At 41.2% G+C, this 18,622-nt stretch carries 18 protein-coding genes; 15 read left to right on the top strand and 3 right to left on the bottom strand.

What is annotated here, in order from left to right; all coding sequences use genetic code 11:
• Positions 1 to 68: 68 nt before the first annotated feature.
• Positions 69 to 1,631 (bottom strand): T9SS type A sorting domain-containing protein, encoded by a 1,563-nt coding sequence (locus QJ048_RS11885; RefSeq protein WP_282334575.1) that lies wholly within the window; start codon positions 1,629 to 1,631, stop codon positions 69 to 71.
• Positions 1,632 to 2,085: 454 nt separating this feature from the next.
• Here QJ048_RS11885 and QJ048_RS11880 point away from each other — a divergent pair, with 454 nt between their 5' ends.
• The 5 genes from QJ048_RS11880 (at position 2,086) to QJ048_RS11860 (ending at position 6,699) form a co-directional block, all read left to right on the top strand.
• Complete coding sequence (locus QJ048_RS11880) at positions 2,086 to 2,742, top strand: protein-L-isoaspartate(D-aspartate) O-methyltransferase (RefSeq protein ID WP_282334574.1); 657 nt, start codon at positions 2,086 to 2,088, stop codon at positions 2,740 to 2,742.
• 207 nt (positions 2,743 to 2,949) lie between these two features.
• A complete protein-coding gene (locus tag QJ048_RS11875; RefSeq protein WP_282334573.1) occupies positions 2,950 to 3,360 on the top strand; it encodes an EVE domain-containing protein in 411 nt (136 codons plus the stop codon).
• 172 nt (positions 3,361 to 3,532) lie between these two features.
• Complete coding sequence (locus tag QJ048_RS11870) at positions 3,533 to 4,222, top strand: SIR2 family NAD-dependent protein deacylase (RefSeq protein ID WP_282334572.1); 690 nt, start codon at positions 3,533 to 3,535, stop codon at positions 4,220 to 4,222.
• A gap of 168 nt (positions 4,223 to 4,390) precedes the next feature.
• Entirely contained in the window at positions 4,391 to 5,176 is a 786-nt protein-coding gene (locus QJ048_RS11865) for a hypothetical protein (protein ID WP_282334571.1), read from the top strand.
• Positions 5,177 to 5,385: 209 nt separating this feature from the next.
• Complete coding sequence (locus tag QJ048_RS11860) at positions 5,386 to 6,699, top strand: hypothetical protein (RefSeq protein ID WP_282334570.1); 1,314 nt, start codon at positions 5,386 to 5,388, stop codon at positions 6,697 to 6,699.
• 61 nt (positions 6,700 to 6,760) lie between these two features.
• On the opposite strand, the gene QJ048_RS11855 is transcribed toward QJ048_RS11860, so the two are convergent.
• Positions 6,761 to 8,059 (bottom strand): saccharopine dehydrogenase C-terminal domain-containing protein, encoded by a 1,299-nt coding sequence (locus QJ048_RS11855; RefSeq protein WP_282334569.1) that lies wholly within the window; start codon positions 8,057 to 8,059, stop codon positions 6,761 to 6,763.
• A gap of 256 nt (positions 8,060 to 8,315) precedes the next feature.
• On the opposite strand from QJ048_RS11855, the gene QJ048_RS11850 reads away from it, so the two are divergent.
• Entirely contained in the window at positions 8,316 to 8,909 is a 594-nt protein-coding gene (locus QJ048_RS11850; RefSeq protein WP_282334568.1) for a porin family protein, read from the top strand.
• A gap of 222 nt (positions 8,910 to 9,131) precedes the next feature.
• On the opposite strand, the gene QJ048_RS11845 is transcribed toward QJ048_RS11850, so the two are convergent.
• Positions 9,132 to 9,347 (bottom strand): hypothetical protein, encoded by a 216-nt coding sequence (locus QJ048_RS11845; RefSeq protein WP_282334567.1) that lies wholly within the window; start codon positions 9,345 to 9,347, stop codon positions 9,132 to 9,134.
• 308 nt (positions 9,348 to 9,655) lie between these two features.
• On the opposite strand from QJ048_RS11845, the gene gyrA reads away from it, so the two are divergent.
• The 9 genes from gyrA to QJ048_RS11800 all read left to right on the top strand — a co-directional run bounded on the left by gyrA (position 9,656) and on the right by QJ048_RS11800 (position 18,464).
• Positions 9,656 to 12,280 (top strand): DNA gyrase subunit A, encoded by a 2,625-nt coding sequence (gene gyrA / locus QJ048_RS11840; protein ID WP_282334566.1) that lies wholly within the window; start codon positions 9,656 to 9,658, stop codon positions 12,278 to 12,280.
• Between the two features lie 27 nt (positions 12,281 to 12,307).
• Entirely contained in the window at positions 12,308 to 13,588 is a 1,281-nt protein-coding gene (locus QJ048_RS11835; protein ID WP_282334565.1) for a hypothetical protein, read from the top strand.
• 113 nt (positions 13,589 to 13,701) lie between these two features.
• Positions 13,702 to 14,115 (top strand): energy transducer TonB, encoded by a 414-nt coding sequence (locus tag QJ048_RS11830; RefSeq protein WP_282334564.1) that lies wholly within the window; start codon positions 13,702 to 13,704, stop codon positions 14,113 to 14,115.
• A gap of 954 nt (positions 14,116 to 15,069) precedes the next feature.
• Positions 15,070 to 15,393: an ArsR/SmtB family transcription factor gene (locus QJ048_RS11825; protein ID WP_282334563.1), complete on the top strand. Its 324-nt coding sequence runs from the start codon at positions 15,070 to 15,072 to the stop codon at positions 15,391 to 15,393.
• 175 nt (positions 15,394 to 15,568) lie between these two features.
• Positions 15,569 to 16,045, top strand: coding sequence for an SRPBCC family protein (locus tag QJ048_RS11820; RefSeq protein ID WP_282334562.1), 477 nt, complete (start codon positions 15,569 to 15,571; stop codon positions 16,043 to 16,045).
• 227 nt (positions 16,046 to 16,272) lie between these two features.
• On the top strand, positions 16,273 to 16,674 hold the full coding sequence (locus tag QJ048_RS11815) for a DoxX family protein (protein WP_282334561.1): 402 nt from the start codon (positions 16,273 to 16,275) through the stop codon (positions 16,672 to 16,674).
• 25 nt (positions 16,675 to 16,699) lie between these two features.
• The gene (locus QJ048_RS11810; protein WP_282334560.1) at positions 16,700 to 17,272 is read left to right on the top strand and encodes a YdeI/OmpD-associated family protein; all 573 of its coding nucleotides are present in this window, start codon (positions 16,700 to 16,702) and stop codon (positions 17,270 to 17,272) included.
• A gap of 215 nt (positions 17,273 to 17,487) precedes the next feature.
• The gene (locus tag QJ048_RS11805) at positions 17,488 to 17,787 is read left to right on the top strand and encodes a hypothetical protein (RefSeq protein ID WP_282334559.1); all 300 of its coding nucleotides are present in this window, start codon (positions 17,488 to 17,490) and stop codon (positions 17,785 to 17,787) included.
• A 113-nt stretch (positions 17,788 to 17,900) separates the two neighbouring features.
• Positions 17,901 to 18,464, top strand: a complete 564-nt coding sequence (locus QJ048_RS11800; protein ID WP_282334558.1) for a DUF4256 domain-containing protein — start codon at positions 17,901 to 17,903, stop codon at positions 18,462 to 18,464.
• The last annotated feature ends 158 nt before the right edge of the window (positions 18,465 to 18,622 follow it).

The following is an 18,622-nucleotide window of genomic DNA, read 5'->3' as shown; positions in this document are numbered from 1 at the left end:
CTCTGTGGCAAAAGCACAAAAAAGCCCCGGCGTAAGCCAGGGCTCAGGAAATGTGTCGGAATGCTTGATTAAAGCTTCATTAATCTATGATAATATTTTTCGCCGTTAGCGCTAATTTCCAATACGTATACACCTTTTGCCAAACTTGCTGGTGTATTGATTGTTACAGAAGCTGCACTGTTGAATGATTGTACCAAAATAACAGCACCTTGTGCATTGTATAATTTAGCAACAACATTACCACCGCCTTTCACATCTGCAAACTTCACAGTGAAATGATCAGTGAACGGATTAGGGAACACGCTGATCGCTTGTTGTTCTGTAGTCACACTGAATTTTACCGCAACTACCGCGCTGTAAGCAACTGGAGCATCAGTTGAAACAAGTTTCAAACGGTAGTAGTTAACGCCATTCGCTACGTTGTTATCAATATAAGAATAATTTTGAACAATTGTGCTATTTGTTTTTGAAGCAACTGTCTGGATATCTTCAAAGTTAGTACCGTCAGTGCTGCGTTGAACGATCATTGCTTTTCCGTTCAATTCAGAAACAGTTGACCAGTTTAATTGTGCTGCGTTACCACTTGCTCTTGCAGTAAAGTTCTGCAGAACGATTGGTAGAATTCCAGAACTCTCGTCAAGTCCACATGGTTTTGCAGGGCTAGCACCATTTGCTACAAAGTTAAAAGTATCTATAGCTGTTGGCGCTGTCGCCAAGAAAAACGAACCGGTTCCGCTTTTAGCGCCTGCGATACGAGCATACCCTGTACCGGCGATAACATCAGCATATGAAACAGCCCCATCAATTCTGAGATAAGAAACAGTGTTTGTTTGGGTGAAATTGTTGGCTGATGTAAAAGTTGTACTACCTGCTATCCAAATCAAACCATCGTTGCGGATCGCTTTGCTAATTGTAGCGCTACCGTCTACTACCAATACATTTTTATTTATCAGGGAGTCGTTTCCGGATATGCCAGTACCGGCATTGCTACCTAAAACAAGCTTGCCCTCGTTAGTGATTTTTCCGCGCAGAATATAAGTTCCGTAAACATACATTTGACCTCTGTTAGTCAATTGATTACCTGTTTCAAGTGTCAGGCCGCCGTTAACGAGCAGCGAACCGCTGTTGGTAATTGTAGAAGCATTAGAATTAAAAGTCAGCGCATTTGTAGTCAAATAACCACATGCAGTGTTATTAATAGTAACCTGACCGTTAAAATTAGCACCGTTAATATTCATTGTCGATGCATTAAGAATCTGACTACCACCAGCTAAGGTAAAATCAATTGTTGTAGTGCCGTAGTTAGTGACTTTACCACCGAAATTGTTCACTTTCTTTGGTTGGAAAGTTGCATTTGCCTGCACATAGATCTCAACATTGTTTGCTGCATTAATAGTAGCTTTAAACGTTGTTCCTGTTGGAATTACCAGTTGTGAACCACTGTTAAGAGTAATTGACTGATTGTTGGCAAGGCTAGAACCACACACTATCTGTCCGCTACCGTAAGTTCCGCCGTCTACAGCGGTGATAGATCCTGTTGGGCATTGTGCAAATAAAGAAATAGAAGAGAAAGAAGCGACTGTTAAAGTCAAGAGTGCTTTGCGCACACGGTTTGGGTACAATTTGATCATATTTGTATATTTTAATAAGGTAAAAACGGATTACTTGGGTCACTTCAGACATGCGAAAACTAGTTACGCATCGAGTGATGGGTATTCGCGGAATGGAATTAAAATATGGAAATGTCGATAGGAGATCGAATTGGATAACGCAAACCGATGGATTAGATCGGGCCTAAAAGCTCTTGTAGATATTAAATTTCTGGGAGGTAATAAATAGGTAGTGGACCGGATTAAAAACGGTTACGTAAATTCCGTAACACAACACGAAAATATACTGTGTTTTTGTTTTGTGCAAATTTTTGGACAGTTTTTTTAAAATAATACCCCTGAGCGCTTAATTAAAAAATAAGCAACGACGTTTTTATCATATTGATATCCAACTCTATGTGAATAAAAAAATAAGCTCCGTATTTGGCAAATAAAATAATCTTCTTAAAGGGTTTAAGTATCTTGCAGGCGACTTATGAGGACATTCGAAGATACATACCGACACAAAGGACTGCGCAAAAAACTGGTAGATTTACTACAATCAAAGGGAATCACCGATGAAAGAGTACTGACGGCGATCAACACAGTGCCGCGGCATTTTTTCCTTGATTCGGCTTTTGACAAAGTGGCTTATGAAGACAGGGCCTTTCCAATTGCCCAGCAGCAAACCATTTCTCAGCCTTATACTGTGGCTTACCAGAGTCAGTTACTGGACATCAATCCGTTTGACAAAGTTTTGGAAATAGGTACAGGAAGTGCTTACCAGGCTTGTGTTTTGGGGGAAATGAAAGCGCAGGTTTTTACGATTGAGCGTCAAAAAATGTTATTTGATCTCAACAAACAATTTGCATTATTAAAGAAGTATCCAAACATTAAATGCTTTTTTGGAGACGGTTTTGAAGGGTTACCAACTTATGCTCCATTCGATAAAGTAATCATTACGGCAGCTGCTCCATTTGTTCCACAAAAGTTGGTGGATCAAATGAAAGTCGGCGGCAGAATGGTTATTCCTTTGGGAGAAGGTGCCGTTCAAAAGATGAAACGCCTTACCAAACTGGCAGACGGCAGCTTGCACGAAGAAGTTTTCGATAACTTTTCGTTTGTGCCTATGCTGGAAGGGAAGAATAATTAGACTAATTGAAAATTGAAAGTGGAAAATTGAAAATGCTTTCTCTGTGGGTGTGTTAAGTTAGCTCAAACCAGCTTGTTTTCATAAATATAGATACCCACGCATAAAACCTCATTTTCAACTTTCCATTTTCAATTATCAAAACGTCTTATTTTTATAGAGTCAACAACTCACAACTCATAACTCATAACTTAAAACTCAAAACTTCACATGGCCCACTGGTTAGTAAAATCAGAACCTTTCAAATATAGCTGGGATAAGTTTGTAGAAGATAAGCAAACTTTTTGGGATGGCGTTCGCAACTATGCAGCACGCAATTTCATGAAAGCAATGAAAAAAAATGATCAGGTATTTTTTTATCATAGCAATGAAGGCGTGGAAATTGTTGGCATTGCCAAGGTTGCCAAAGAGGCTTACCAGGATCCAACAACAGATGATGAAGCATGGGTAGTGGTTGACCTGAAGCCTGTGAGAAAATTAAAAACGCCTGTTACACTTGCGCAGGTAAAGGCAGATAAACGTTTGAAAGATATGGCACTGGTGCGCCTCGGCCGCTTGTCGGTTCAGCCGGTTACGGACGAAGAATGGGATGTTGTGATGGAACTAGCCGGGGAGAAATAAGTAAAAAATAAAAAATAAAAAGTAAAAAACGTTGCGGACTGCCGCAAATGAGGTCTTTTACTAAAGTCTAAAGTCAACAAAACAATCGGGTCGCCTTTTAAAAATAAGTCTGCATTGCACGTTTTGACTTTTTCTTTTTGACTTAGCACATATCTTTTACAAACTCTCAACCATGAAAAAGAAACTTGTCGTTCTAACCGGTGCCGGCATCAGCGCGGAAAGCGGATTAAAAACATTTCGCGATAGTGACGGACTTTGGGAAGGATATGATATAGAAGAAGTGGCGACTCCGCAGGCCTGGATGAAGAATCCTGCATTGGTATTGGAGTTTTATAATTTCAGAAGGAAAAATGTACTGGACGCACAACCAAATGATGCACACATCGCATTGGCTGAACTTGAGAATGATTTTGATGTTCAGATCATCACGCAAAATATTGATGATCTTCATGAACGTGCAGGCTCCACGAATGTAATGCATCTGCACGGAGAGATTTTCAAAATGCGCAGCGAAAAGAACGAACATCTCATCGCTCCAATCAAAGAAGATATCAAGCTGGGAGATAAAGCCTCCGATGGTGCGCAATGGCGCCCACATATCGTGTGGTTTGGCGAAGCCGTTCCAATGATCGAAAGCGCCATCAGCGTTGTAAGGCGTGCGGATATTTTTGCAGTGGTGGGCACGTCATTGGTTGTATATCCTGCAGCAGGTTTGGTAAATTATTCGCCCGATCACATAGAAAAATATATTGTTGACAAACGCATTCCATATGTCTCATCCATCGGCAACCTGACAGCGATTGAAAAGCCCGCCACGGAAGGGATGAGGGAATTGCAGAAGATGCTGAGGAGGACTGAATGACCGAATAACTGGGTAACTGAGTAACTGAGTAACTGAATGGCTGAATACTGAATTATTGAGAAAAGATCGACGTTAAAGATCAGTTATTCAGTTACTCAGTTATTCAGTTTCCGGCAGAACTTTCAGTTTGCTTATTTGTAATGAATAATCACATTTGAGACCACCACTATGAGGAGAATTGCAAGAATAATTATCCGCTTCACTGTTATTTTTCTGCTGTTGCTGGTAATTTTCGTGCTGTTCATGTTGAATCCTCAAATCATGTATGCCAGCAAACACAACTACCGTGGCATTTCTGTATACTCCTCGATGCCTTATGATACAGCCTACAACAAAGTTTTCGACAAAGCTATTTCGCTTGTGCAGAACAGTGAAATTTATGATTCAGCTTTCAAACTCGATGTGTTTTTAAATGATGGCAGCGAGTTCCCCAAAATATTAAGGGGCATTTATGGAGATGCTTATGCATGGGGGTACCACAATAATATTATACTGAATGGCAAGCCAGATAATTCTTTTCAATGGATCGCGTTGAACGGCTTCAACCGCCAAATGGCGCGGACTGTAGCGCATGAAATGATCCACTGTTATCAGTACAATGCTTTGGGATTGTTCCATTCGAGACCCATCAAAAATATTCCGATCTGGAAATGGGAAGGCTATGCAGAATATGTTTGCTATAAATCATCCCAAACAGACGAAAAGGAAATTCTTCGCGAAAACATAGGCCGATTGGTCAATTATGAAAATGAGGGTTTTCAATATGCTCAGACCTTTGTAGATGAAGGTCCTACTTTTTTAGGCACTGCTTATCTTAAATTCTGGTTAATGGTGAAATACCAAATGGATATAAAAGGCCTATCTTTTAAGCAACTTCTCAATGACAAAATCACAGACATAGAAACTTATAATGAAATGAGAGCGTGGTATGAGCAACAATCAGTACACGGATGACACAGGTTAGACTGATTTACACGGATTTTATCCGTTGAATAACTGAGTAACTGAGCACAACTTCGACCTTCGTTTCAGTTATTCAATTATTGATCTGCGTAAATCGGTCTGATCAGCATCATCTGTGTACTAATGTCTTTGAAAGGTTAACATTTCATAATCACTATTTTATTACACATTCCTTTAATATTGCACACTAATTTTCTCAAATGCGTTTTAAAAGCTTTTTCCTGATTAGTTTCTTATTTGTTTCCATGGCCGTTTTTGCGCAGCCATCTCCTTATTTAACGCAGATAAAAACGTACATCAATACATCGAAAAAAAGTTTGGCAGACTCATCTGTTTTGCGATTAAGCGATAGAGTAAACAACAGGATCAACTATCTGTTTCCCTTATACGCCGCTTTGCAGAATGAAAACAAGATCAAGCGTTCTTTCCAGGACAAATTTTTTTATGATGATTTCAGCGACTACCTCACATCGGTTGCAGACTACCAATCGGCGCTGCATTATTCTGCAAAAGGATATGATACGCTGAGCAAAAAGGTTGCAACTTCTATCACATCATATGTTGATACTTTACGTAACATTCAACATGTGGACGCTAAGAAATACATACTCGACAGAACCGCTGCTGCAAAGGTGGTAATGATCAATGAATCACAGTGCAAGCCACAACACAGGGTGTTCACCATTTCTTTGCTGCAGGATTTGCATAAACAGGGGTTCAGATATTTTGCGGTAGAAGCCTTAAATAATAATGCAAGTGTAAAACCAGAAGTCATTGATATCAACAGCGGCAAATACATACATGAGCCCGTGAATGCTGAGATGTTGCGCATGGCAATGAAGATCGGCTTTAAACTGGTGGCTTACCAGGACTCAGTGTATTCCCATTCTTCGTTTCAGCGAGAGTTGGTGCAAGCCGCTAATATTTACAAAGTATTACAGGAAGACAGTTCAGCGAAAATAGTCGTTCAGGCAAGTCATGGACACATTTTTGAAGAGCCGATCGACAAATATATTCCGATGGCGCTTGCATTTAAACGACTCTCTGATATTGATCCGATTACTATTAACCAAACGGATATGACCGAGCTAAGTGATTTTGAATACGGAAGAATTTTCTATGATCAATACATTGGCCGATATCCGATTTCAAAACCTTCTGTTGCCATAAAAAACAATCAGCCCGTAGATTTGCTGGCAACAACGGGTTATGACATTGTGGTCGTTCATCCGCAAACACAATATAAAAATGGCCGTCCGGATTGGTATTCGATGAATGGTTTGAAAAAAGAATATCCGGTAAAACCGACGGAGAAAAGTTTGTATCTCGTTCAGGCTTACTATCTAAGCGAAGGTGTAAACAAAGATATCGGCGTTTTGATTCCTGCTGACCAAACATACAACACGGCAGAAAATGGTTACTATTATTTATACCTGCAACCCGGCAAATACAAGATCGTTTACAGGGATATTGAGTATAAGATACTTTCGGTGAGAGACGCGGAAGTTAATTGAGAATTGAAAGTTGAAAATGCTTTGGGTGCGACACTTTAAGACCATTTTCAACTCTCCATTTTCAAATTTCAATTAATGAAAATTTCACGCCCAGCTTTTCCAGCTCGCTCATCACCACGTTATAAATTTCTGGAACAGTAGGAATATGTAATCCGCGGAGGGTAATAGTTCCGTCTAAGATCTTTGTTGCTGCGATTGCAAGAGGCAGGCCCACTGTTTTGGCCATGGCCGTATGGATGTTATCATCTCCAGTGACTACAAGGCTGCTTTTGTGCAAATGCGTGTTGCCATTTTTTTCAAATTCAATTTCGTGCAACATCACGATCATGTCTTTATCGGCTGGCGTGAGTACAAGATTTTTCTCGAGCAGGTATTGCAATATTTCACAGGGCGTAAACAAACCTCTGTTGATGTGTTCTCCATCGTCGTAAAAATCTATGAACGCAAACTGCTCGAGTACTATTGGATCGTCTGGCAATGCCTTTTGCAAACCATTTTCATCCACATGCTTTTTAAAGAAATCGGCAGGAGACAGCCCGTCGGTTTGCAGTTTTTTTGTTTCGTCTGTTAAATGTAATTCAACAATGGCGGCCCAGCCTTTGATAAAATCAGGATGACGCAATGTGGTTCTTACAAAAGTTTTTGTATCGTGCAGATTGTACAGGTCGATGTATGCAAGTGAGTCCCGGTTGGCATAAAAAGAATAGAGTTCATCATTTACCATCACCTTATTTTCCGGAGAAAAAAGATGATCGTAAGTGATGTTTTTTATCTCACCATCTTCTTTAAATGAAGCGCCTGCCTTGCCCGCTCTTACAACGTTTGCAGGATTCCATGATATTTTGTAGTGCCACGGATTGTTGTCACTCTCCGGCGCAACAAGACCACCACAATGCGATTTGAATGAAATAATTTTGCCGCCATCTTTTTGTATAGCATGTATCATTTGCATGGCACTCATGTGGTCAATGCCGGGATCGAGCCCCATTTCGTACAAGAACAAGATGTTCCTGGTTTCTATTTCCTCAGTCATTTTTTTTACGGCTTCGTCGGTGTAAGAAGCAGTGAGCAAATGTTTTTCAAACAATACACAATCCTTTGCCAACTCGATGTGCAGGGCAGGAGGCAACATGGAAATAACGATATCGCTTTTGCGCACCAGCTGTTGTCTTTTATCAATATCATTCACATCAAGCTTCTCTGCAGTGCCGTATTTGTTGCCATTTATTTTATCAACTGCATTCTTTAAAAATGCATCAGCAACGGTAACATGCAAATCCTTTTCTGCAGCGTGTTGCAAAAGATATTCAATCAGGAAAACAGATGATTTACCTGCACCGGCAACGAGGATTTCTTTCATGATAATTTTTTTTGCCCAATGCTCAACGCTAAATGCAGCGAGCTTCGCGTTAAGCGTTTAGCATTTAGCGTTGAGCTCTCACATGAAATTAAGTTATTTAAAATGATACGCAAGATGAAGATGGAACGATTATTGAAAGGATGATCTCGCAATATCGTTAAGACAACAATTTGTTTTGTTGAATTAAACATGTTGTGTTGTACACAGTCAATGTTAGTACCGTTTTAAAACTATTTAAACACACAAAAAAGACTTTATGAAAAAGATTCTATTTGCCTCATTGTTATTTGTCAGTAGCGCGAGTTTTGCACAAAAATTTCAGCTAGGTGTAAAAGGAGGCGTAAACGTTAGCAACTTTACCGGAGGAGATTTTTCCACAGCAAAGAAAAGTTCATTGATAGGTTTCCATGCAGGTGCATTTGTAAACTATAAATTCGGAGAAGTAATTTCATTGCAGCCGGAACTTTTATTCTCCACTCAGGGCGCAACAATCGAAGACCGTGAAACTGGTAATAAGCAGGATTTTAAACTGAATTACTTCAGCATTCCTGTTATGTTGAAAGTACAAAGTCCCGGCGGTTTTTATGTGGAAACAGGTCCGGTAGTTTCTATCAACGTAAGTGGTGGCGACTTTATGAACCAGAGTGTGAAAGATGTAACCAACGGCGCTGATTTCGCATGGGCAGCAGGTTTAGGTTATCATACAAAATTTGGCCTGGGAATCGGAGCCCGTTATAATGTGGGTCTGACAAAAGTTAGCAACGTAAGCAATGCATCCTGGAAAAGCGCAGACTTTAAAAACAGCGTGTTGCAAGTGGGATTGTTTTATACGTTGTTCAACAATAAGTAATGAGTTCTGAGTTGTGAGTAAAAGCCCATAGAGCCAGATAGTTTTAGAAAAAGCTATCTGGTTTTTTATTTACGTTGATATTTTGCCTAATAAACGCCCGACTCAGAACTCAGAACTCATTACTCAAAACTTATAAAAGCAAAAAGCGGTTCCAAAATTGAAACCGCTTTTTGCTTTTATACAAATGCCAGGCTTTTTTGTCAATAATCGTTAGGTGGAAAATTAGTTACTCATTTGTGCAACTGGTCGTTGTCTTGTCATCAGGTTCGTGAAAATGTTCATTGAATCTGTTTCGTTCGCTACGTCTGCCTCTCTTTCTAAAGAAAATTTCGGCGCTACGAGGCTACCTTTCGAACGTTCGTGTTTCTCGTAGATCCTGATTGCGTGCAAGGTAGTTACCATGGCAACCACCAGGATCAAGGTAAGTGAAGCTCTCATCTGACTAGGTTTAAATTATTAAGGCAATGTGTTATAGTGGGTTAATATTCCCAAGATTTATGCCAGATAATTTAGTTATTGGATTTATTTGTTGGTTTTAGTGTAGGTTTTGGTCGCTGGGTTGATTTATGTCATTTTATATTGTTTTGTTGTTATTAACCTTTGTAAAAAGTGGAAAAAACACCCCAAAAAGTCACGCTATAAAACTGGTTTTCATTGGTAAAACAGGTAAATTTGCCACTATTCTAAAAGATTTTTAATAATAAATTAATAAGTAACTACATAAACGTTACTTTTTGGAAAAAAGTATGGAAGATAACCAATTACCATCTCAAACGAACGACCAGAACCGTATTCAGCCCATAAATATTGAAGAAGAAATGAAGTCCGCCTACATCGATTATTCGATGTCGGTTATTGTAGGACGTGCCTTGCCAGATGTACGGGACGGTTTTAAGCCTGTTCACAGAAGGGTGCTGTATGCAATGAATGAGCTGGGAAACAGTTACAACAAACCTTATAAAAAATCTGCCCGTATTGTGGGTGAGGTGTTGGGTAAATATCACCCACATGGTGATAAATCTGTATATGATACCATGGTACGTATGGCGCAGGAGTGGAGCATGCGTTACACACTGGTGGACGGTCAGGGTAACTTTGGTAGCCAGGATGGCGACGGACCGGCGGCTATGCGTTATACGGAGGTTCGTATGCACCGTATGGCGGAAGCTATGCTGGACGACATCGAAAAAGACACGGTTGATTTCCAATTGAACTTTGACGACTCCCTAAAAGAGCCAACCGTTTTACCTACACGTATTCCTCAATTGCTTATAAACGGTTCCACCGGTATCGCGGTAGGTATGGCAACGAATATTTTGCCGCACAACCTTACCGAAGTTATCGACGGATGTTTCGCCTATATTCAAAACCGCTCCATTACAGCGGAAGAAATGTGCAATATTATTAAAGCACCGGATTTCCCGACAGGTGGTATCATCTGGGGAATGGAAGGCGTGAAGCAAGGTTTGATGACTGGCCGCGGAAGAGTCGTTCTTCGTGGCCGCGTGCACGTGGAAACCAAACCAAGCGGACGAGAAACGCTTATCATTACCGAAGTGCCTTACCAGGTTAACCGTGATGCTCTTTGCGATAAGATCGGTCAGCTCGTGGTTGCTAAAACAATCGAAGGCATCGCTCACGTAAACAACGAATCCAACAAAAAAGAAGGTACGCGTATCGTGGTAGATCTGAAAAGAGATGCCGTTGCGAATATCGTGATCAACCAATTGTACAAATTCACCGAGCTGCAAACTTCATTTGGTATCAATAATGTGGCGCTGGTAAAAGGGAAACCTAAAACCCTTGGCGTTCGCGAAATGGTGGCAGAGTTTGTGGATTTCCGTCACGAAGTAGTTGTTCGCCGCACACAATTTGAATTAAGAGAAGCTGAGAAAAAGGCCCATATATTAGAAGGTTATATGATAGCGCTGGATCACCTGGATGAAGTGATCGCGTTGATCCGTAACTCTACCACACCGGATATTGCGAGAGAAGGTTTGATGACGAATTTTGGAATGACTGAGATTCAGGCAAAAGCCGTTCTGGAACTGCGTTTGCAGCGTTTAACCGGAATGGAAATTGACAAGATCCGCGAAGAACATGCTGCGATTATGCGCCTTATTGCCGACTTAAAAGAACTTTTGGCCAACGAAGGCAGAAGATTTGAAGTGATCACAAAAGAACTGGAAGAAGTAAAAGCAAGATTTGGTGATGAGCGTAAAACAGAGATCACTTACCTGGCTGACGAAGTAAACGTTCTTGACTTTATTGAAGAGGAAGACGTGGTAATCACCATTTCCCACCTTGGTTATATCAAACGTACATCTGCAAGCGAATATCGCCAGCAAAGACGCGGTGGCCGCGGTGCTTTGGGTGGAAAAACCCGTGACGAAGACTACATAGAGCACCTGTTTGTGGCATCTACTCACCACACCATGTTGTTCTTTACAGAAAAGGGACGTTGCTACTGGATGAAAGTCTATGAAATTCCTGAAGGCGAGAAGAACAGCAAGGGGCGTGCGATCCAGAACCTGATGCAAATTCCGCCGGATGACAAGATCAGAACGATCCTTGATATTCAGAACCTTGGCGACAAGGATTTTGTTAGTCAACATTATATTATCCTTTGTACAAAAAGAGGTATTATTAAGAAAACGAGCCTGGAAGATTTCAGCCGTCCGAGAACAAGTGGTGTAAACGCAATTACCATTGTTGAAGGCGATGAATTATTGTATGCGAAACTGACCGACGGAAATTGCGAGATCATGATGGCTGTGAAAAGTGGCCGTGCGATCCGTTTCCCTGAAGAAAAAGTTCGTCCAACAGGTCGTGGTGCCATCGGTGTTGCAGGAATTGAGGTAGATGATGAAACCGACGAGGTAATTGGTATGATATGTGTTAATAAGGAGGATCAATCAAAAACCGTGTTGGTAGTAAGTGGAAAAGGCTTCGGTAAAAGAACACCGATCGACGAATACAGAATTACCAACAGAGGCGGTAAAGGTGTAAAAACCATTTCCGTTACCGATAAAACCGGTCCGCTGGTAGGTATTTTGGAAGTAACTGAGAAAGAAGATCTGATGATCACTTGTAAATCTGGTTTGACCATTCGTACAGCCATAGGCGATATCCGCGAAGCGGGACGTGCAACCCAGGGTGTGAAACTGATAAGGCTGGATGACGGCGACGAAATTGCAGCGATCACCAAACTGGACGAACACGAAGAAGAGAAAGTTGTGGAAAATGCTGAAGAAGGCATTACAACCGGCGATGGAGTTGACACTGTGATCAATGAAAATAGTGCACAAGAAGAAAACGGTTCTCTGGAAGATGAAAATGGTACCGAAGAAACAAATAATGATACGCTATAAAAATCCTTACATTTCAAATTCAAAAAAATGAAAAAAGCAGTTTTTTCTCTATTGCTACTTGCCGTAGGAGTTGGCTCATTTGCCCAAAAGCTTGACAAGATCAAGGATCTGGAAAAGAATAAAAAGTATGAAGACGCAAAGACTCAGATCGATCAATACCTTGCTGTAGAAAAGAACGCGAAAGAGCAGGATGCATGGTACACAAAAGCTAAAATTTACAATGGCCTTGCTGCTGATTCTTCCATTTCTTCAAAATATCCAACTGCACGTGTAGACGCTTTCGACGCATTGAAAAAATACGTTTCAATGGACGAAAAAAAGCAATACCTGCAATTGCAGATCGACAATTACAAGCCGGTAATGGATATTTACCAGGGTTATTTCAAATCTGGCGCGGCGGCTTACAACAGAGGAGATTACAAAGATGCATATCCTAACTTCCAAAAATGTTTGGAAGCTGGCGCTTATATGTTCGACAACAAATGGAGTACTGTTTCCCTGGATACAAACGTAGTTCTGTACGCCGGTATCTCTGCAGAAAAAGCAAACCTGAAAGATGACGCTGCTAATTACTATGCAAAATTGGCTAATGCAAAAGTGCATGGTGAAGGTATGGACCAGATCTACAAATGGCTGGTTGTATATTACGCTGATAAGAAAGATGACGTAAACATGAAGAAAAACCTTGGTTTGGGTAAAGAAGTTTATCCTGCCGATGGTTTCTGGGAAAGCTACGAGTTAGACTACCTGCGTGAAAAAGGCGACAAACAGGCTTTGTTCAACAAGTACAAAGAAATGATCGCTAAATATCCTGATAGTTCTGTTTACAGATTCAACTATGCGGTTGAACTTTACCAGGAAGCATATAAAGCAGACGCTGCAGCTCGTCCGGCTAACTCAGACGAGTTGATCAAAGAAGCACAGGAAAACTTCAAAAAAGTACTGGAAATTAAGCCTAACTACGCACAGCCAAACCTTGTATTGGGACAAATCAGCTACAACCAGGGTGTTGACCTGAACGCGAAAGCAAAAGCAATTAAACCAGGTGCAGCAGGTAAATTGACTCCGGATCAAATCAAACAAAAGGCAGCTATCAGAGATGAAATGAATAAAAAATTCGATGAGGCAGTTCCTTACTTTGAGAAAGTTGACCAGATCCTTGGTAGCCAGGGTAAATTGAAAATGGACGACAAATCAGCGTTGAAAGATGCGCTTGATCTGTTGGTTACCATCTACGACCAAAAAGGTAACAAAGACAAAATGAAAGTTTACGAAGACAAGTTTAACAACGTGGATAAGCAACACTAGAAGTGGCAAGTAAACTTAAAGTATATAGAACCGGCAGATAATTCTGCCGGTTTTTTTATTTTGCACGGTATTCACTATTTGTCATTTACAATTAATCAATCAAAAACTACCGAATGAAAAGAATCCTTATCGCCCTTGCTGTGGTATTTTTTGCATCGGCGTCCGCACATGCGCAGCAGGCCATTTTCGCCGATTCGATGGACGCGAAAGCTACCCAACCCGACACAGTTGAGTCGTCATTTCCAGGAGGAGTTCCTGCCTGGAACAAGTTTCTCGCTCACAATCTTGTTTATCCAGACAAAGCGGTCCGCAAAAGAGTTGACGGAACGGTTGTCGTACAATTTATTGTAGATAAAGACGGATCAATTTATGATATACAAGCAATTAGCGGCCCTAAATTACTGCAGGACGCTGCCATGGACGTTATTAGAAACAGTCCGAAATGGAAGCCGGCAATCGTAAAGAGTGTAAAGCTGAAATCGTATAAAAAGCAGCCAATAACGTTTAAGATTGTGGAAGACAAGTAAATATTTTAATCGACAAGGCAGTTTAAGCGATAAAACCGGCGGAGTTGTTCCACCGGTTTTCTTTTATTGATAAGACAGAAGTCATCCGCTTTAATGAATGTCAAGGCAGAAGGTCAGGTAAATCTTCAACAAATTATAGGAGACCGGTATTTGAATTTCCAGTGGCTTTTCTATTTCCAGAATATTACAATCAATTACAAATTGACGTGTTAGAAGGCTGTTAATAAATGTGGTGGGGTATAGAATCACTATAAAATCGCCATGACTCTATTTAACATAATATAAATTATAAGACAAAATAAGCTGATGAAAAACTGCGCTGGATTGAGGTTGAATCTGGTCAAATCCAATACAGGATTGCCATACATTGGAATGGCTGGTTTGAAGGCCACACGAACCATCCGATGAAAATTTACCGGACTACCCTGAATTCGGCTTGATATTTTTATGCCGAGCTACGGGAAACTTGTGGATTTCCTGGCTCATTCAGTTCATCATTAAGCTATTGTTTGAGATAAAATCTGTGCGTTGGCTTGCGGGTTATTCTGGCTGCTTTCAGCACCCATTGTATGAGAATATTAACTTGAAGATTTATCGTTCCCTGGAACCGTTGGCTGAAGCTAAATAACGGCTTCTATGCTAGGTTTTGTTTTTAAAATATATACTAATCAATAGGTTATGACGTTTTGCTCTTATTTTAAACCAATCTTTAAGATAGTGTCATTAATTCGCTTATTTTAAATAAGTTATGAGTGTTTGTTTCATTAAAATTTAGTGTTGTTTAACTAAAAGACAAGTCCTAAAGTGGTCACTGATCAAGTTATTCCCTCAAACAATAATCCGTGCAAATCCGTCCGATCCGTGTCATCCGTGTGCCCTCTCTCCAAAAAAAATCTCTCAAAAACTTGCGTAGTCAAATAGCTACATATATATTTGTAGCCAAATAGCTACGCAATGAATTTACGTAGAGATGTCTTTCAAGCTATAGCTGATCCCACGCGACGGGCCATCCTCGTTCACGTGGCTTCGCAATCCATGACCGCCGGTGCCATTGCTGCCAATTTCGATACTGCCCGGCCGACCGTTTCTAAACACCTTGCCATTCTAACCGAATGCGAATTGCTTCGCCAGGAACAAAATGGCCGGGAAATTCATTACCATATAAACGTCCAAAAAATGAAAGAAGTTGACGACTTTATCGAACCATTCCGCAAGATGTGGGATGAGCGATTTGATAAGCTGGAGGAGATTATGAAAGCTTACAAGCCAAAGGAATGACTGAATAAACTGAATAACTGAATAGACTGAACTTGAAGGTCAACATTGCATTATGGCAGCAGTTATTCGGTATTTCAAATACTCAACCCTTCAGTTTATTCAGTTATTCAGTCTATTCAGTCATTAAAGCACCATAAACTTGTTCGAAATTTAAAAACCATTTTACACTAAAACTATGGAACGAAAAACAAAAGTCACTGCCGAAGAAGGCAAACACGATGTAGTCATTACAAGAGATTTTGAATTGCCGGTTGAATTGCTCTTTAAGGCATATGTTGAACCGGAAATTGTGGAACAATGGATGGGCACCAAAGTGCTGAAACTGGAAAGTAAGAAACATGGTAGCTGGCAGTACCAGACCAGCGATCCCAAAGGAAATGTTGTCTTCAGCGCCAGCGGTGTGATTCACGAATTGGTTCCGGAGAAAAAGATCACCCGGACATTTGAAATGGAGAACACTCCTTTCGGTGTGCAGCTCGAGGTCTACGAATTTGAAAAACTCACCGACAATTCCAGTCGCCTCAATATGCATGTCATTTACGAAACTGTCGCCCAGCGCGACCAGGTAATGAAACTTCCGTTCGTCGGCGGTATCAACATGGCGCACAACCGCCTTGAAGAAGTTGTAAGCAAAATGAAACAACCTATTTAAAAATCAATAGCACACGGATGACACTGATTTGACGGATTTGCACGGATTTGTTAGTGGCTTTTTAAGTGATAACGGATTAGAGTGTAGCAAGGCTTCGACAAGCTCAGCCTGACACCCAGAGTATACCATTAGCCAATAAGGTCTGCTACATTTTTAGAGCAATTTCAAAAAAGATCCGTGTAAATCCGTCTAATCCGTGTCATCCGTGTGCAACAAAAATCAACATCATGACAAAAACACAAAAAATCATCTACTGGATCTCCACCGCCTGGTTGGCTTTGGGAATGATCTCTACCGGACTTGTACAATTAATGAAAACAAAAACCGGAGCCGGAGGCTACGACAGTGTTGTGAACACTTTAGGTTTCCCTGCTTATATGCTGACGCTGCTGGGTGTTCTGAAAATCGTTGGCGCGATCGTTGTGCTGATTCCTAAATTTCCGATCCTGAAAGAATGGGCCTATGCAGGTTTTTTCTTTATAATGTCAGGCGCATTATTTTCGCATATCGCAGCGGGTGATACTTCTGCCGGAGCCATTTTTCCGGTAATATTGCTTTTAGTGCTCACTGCGGTATCGTGGTATTTCCGTCCGGCGGATAGAAAACCTGTAGCGGTAGTTGTTAGTTAATTAATAAACTCATCACATGAACGGCATGAATCCTAAGGCTGATTTTTACTTCGAGAAAGACAAAGCCTGGAGTAAGGAAACAGAGAAATTGAGAAAAATTATTCTTGATTGTGGCCTTACCGAAGAAGTGAAATGGGGCTGCCCTTGCTATCAGTACGAAGGCTCTAACATTGTGCTGATCCACACTTTTAAAGAATACTGCGCGGTGTTGTTTTTCAAAGGAGCATTGTTGAATGATCCCGAAGGCATACTAATACAGCAAACAGAAAATGTGCAGGCACAGCGTCAGATCCGTTATACCAACATAAAAGAAATTAAGGAACGCACGTTGAAGTCCTACGTATACGAGGCCATTGAAGTAGAAAAAGCCGGACTGAAAGTGCCACTTAAAAAGACGAAGGAATATCCCGTTCCCGAGGAGTTCCAGTCACAACTGAACAAAAAACCAGCGCTGAAAAAAGCATTCGAAGCCCTAACGCCCGGCCGCCAGCGCGGATATTTGTTGTACTTCTCCCAAGCCAAACAAGCGAAAACGCGTGAAGCCAGAATTGAAAAGTATATGCCACAGATATTAGCGGGTAAAGGACTTGAAGATTAGGAATTAGAATGTTGACCGCAATACGAAATGAAACTTTGTCAATTTCGCACCGGCGAAGCAATCCCCGTGTGCCAGCAGAGATTGCTTCGGCCGTTCATAAACGTGGGACTTTATTTATTACTTTCGATCTGCAAACTCCGCTGACCTCGCCTGTCCGAATGGATTCATCCGGGCGGGCAATGACGCAGTGTAATATTCGGGAAAATCAAAAGCGCATGAATTTAAAAGAAGCCATACTGAATAGTGCTACAATAAATGATGATCTGGTTTTGTACGCCCGAAAAATAGACGGCAAATTATTGCCTTCTTCAGAAGTCATATTATTGGAATTGACGGAAGAAGAAATGGAGATGAATACAACGGATATTACCAATCAAAAATGCCCGGGATTTAGTTATTGCATGGAGATGTTTTTAATCAAGGATATGATGAAGGACATCGATTGGCTTCCGGAAAAAATGGACACCGACAAGGTTGTGGAACGTATAATTTATTACATTGAATTTGATGCATGAAACATAGGCTGCAAGACCTGACAGGTTTCACCAGGCAGTCGAAATATTTCAACCATCTCACCAAAACCTGTCAGGTCTAGTCGCCGATCATCAACCAACAAATCAAACCAACCATGAAAAAAACAAACAAACTCTCCGCCGCCGAAACCGGCGAACTACTAAAAACTTTAAAGACACGGTTCGAAAAAAACATGAACTGCCACAAAGGTCTTGACTGGACCGCCGTGCAGGCAAAGCTGGAAGCGCAGCCAGACAAATGTTGGTCGCTGCAAAAAATGGAAGAAACCGGCGGCGAACCCGACGTGGTAGCTTACGATAAAAAAACAAACGAGTTTACTTTTTATGATTGCTCCGCGGAAAGTCCCAAGGGCCGCAGAAGTCTTTGTTACGACCACCAGGCGCTGGAATCAAGAAAGGAACACAAACCCGAAGACAGCGCCATCAACATGGCTGCCGACATGGGCGTTGACATCTTAACCGAAACCCAGTATCGCGAGTTGCAGCAACTCGGCCAGTTCGATTTAAAAACCTCCAGTTGGGTATCCACTCCTGCCGACATCCGCAAACTCGGCGGCGCCGTTTTTTGTGACCGTCGCTACAACACCGTGTTCCTGTATCATAACGGCGCAGAAAGTTATTATGCTGCAAGAGGATTTCGGTGTTCATTAAAAGTGTAAATTTGCGCTCCCCTACCAAATACTTTTCCACTCAAATACTTATTAAGGCATGCTAAACGCTTAATGCCAAATGCTCAACGCCTAACGGAGTGCCCGCATCTTCGAGGTGCCCCGCGTTATGCGTTGCGCGTTAAGCCTTAGGCCTTAAGCTTTTCAAA

It is taken from the genome of Pinibacter soli (genome assembly GCF_029961145.1).
Classification (GTDB): Bacteria; Bacteroidota; Bacteroidia; order Chitinophagales; family Chitinophagaceae; genus Pinibacter; species Pinibacter soli.
This window is presented reverse-complemented; position numbering and strand designations above follow the sequence as displayed.

Excerpts from the sequence above, each read along its gene's own strand:
- QJ048_RS11805 (WP_282334559.1), top strand. The coding sequence starts at position 17,488 with ATGAATTTAAAAGAAGCCATACTGAATAGTGCTACAATAAATGATGAT.
- QJ048_RS11830 (WP_282334564.1), top strand. The coding sequence starts at position 13,702 with ATGAAAAGAATCCTTATCGCCCTTGCTGTGGTATTTTTTGCATCGGCG.
- QJ048_RS11800 (WP_282334558.1), top strand. The coding sequence starts at position 17,901 with ATGAAAAAAACAAACAAACTCTCCGCCGCCGAAACCGGCGAACTACTA.
- QJ048_RS11825 (WP_282334563.1), top strand. The coding sequence starts at position 15,070 with ATGAATTTACGTAGAGATGTCTTTCAAGCTATAGCTGATCCCACGCGA.
- QJ048_RS11870 (WP_282334572.1), top strand. The coding sequence starts at position 3,533 with ATGAAAAAGAAACTTGTCGTTCTAACCGGTGCCGGCATCAGCGCGGAA.
- QJ048_RS11815 (WP_282334561.1), top strand. The coding sequence starts at position 16,273 with ATGACAAAAACACAAAAAATCATCTACTGGATCTCCACCGCCTGGTTG.
- QJ048_RS11855 (WP_282334569.1), bottom strand. The coding sequence starts at position 8,059 with ATGAAAGAAATCCTCGTTGCCGGTGCAGGTAAATCATCTGTTTTCCTG.
- QJ048_RS11880 (WP_282334574.1), top strand. The coding sequence starts at position 2,086 with ATGAGGACATTCGAAGATACATACCGACACAAAGGACTGCGCAAAAAA.
- QJ048_RS11820 (WP_282334562.1), top strand. The coding sequence starts at position 15,569 with ATGGAACGAAAAACAAAAGTCACTGCCGAAGAAGGCAAACACGATGTA.
- QJ048_RS11865 (WP_282334571.1), top strand. The coding sequence starts at position 4,391 with ATGAGGAGAATTGCAAGAATAATTATCCGCTTCACTGTTATTTTTCTG.
- QJ048_RS11885 (WP_282334575.1), bottom strand. The coding sequence starts at position 1,631 with ATGATCAAATTGTACCCAAACCGTGTGCGCAAAGCACTCTTGACTTTA.
- QJ048_RS11875 (WP_282334573.1), top strand. The coding sequence starts at position 2,950 with ATGGCCCACTGGTTAGTAAAATCAGAACCTTTCAAATATAGCTGGGAT.
- gyrA (WP_282334566.1), top strand. The coding sequence starts at position 9,656 with ATGGAAGATAACCAATTACCATCTCAAACGAACGACCAGAACCGTATT.
- QJ048_RS11845 (WP_282334567.1), bottom strand. The coding sequence starts at position 9,347 with ATGAGAGCTTCACTTACCTTGATCCTGGTGGTTGCCATGGTAACTACC.
- QJ048_RS11810 (WP_282334560.1), top strand. The coding sequence starts at position 16,700 with ATGAATCCTAAGGCTGATTTTTACTTCGAGAAAGACAAAGCCTGGAGT.
- QJ048_RS11850 (WP_282334568.1), top strand. The coding sequence starts at position 8,316 with ATGAAAAAGATTCTATTTGCCTCATTGTTATTTGTCAGTAGCGCGAGT.
- QJ048_RS11860 (WP_282334570.1), top strand. The coding sequence starts at position 5,386 with ATGCGTTTTAAAAGCTTTTTCCTGATTAGTTTCTTATTTGTTTCCATG.
- QJ048_RS11835 (WP_282334565.1), top strand. The coding sequence starts at position 12,308 with ATGAAAAAAGCAGTTTTTTCTCTATTGCTACTTGCCGTAGGAGTTGGC.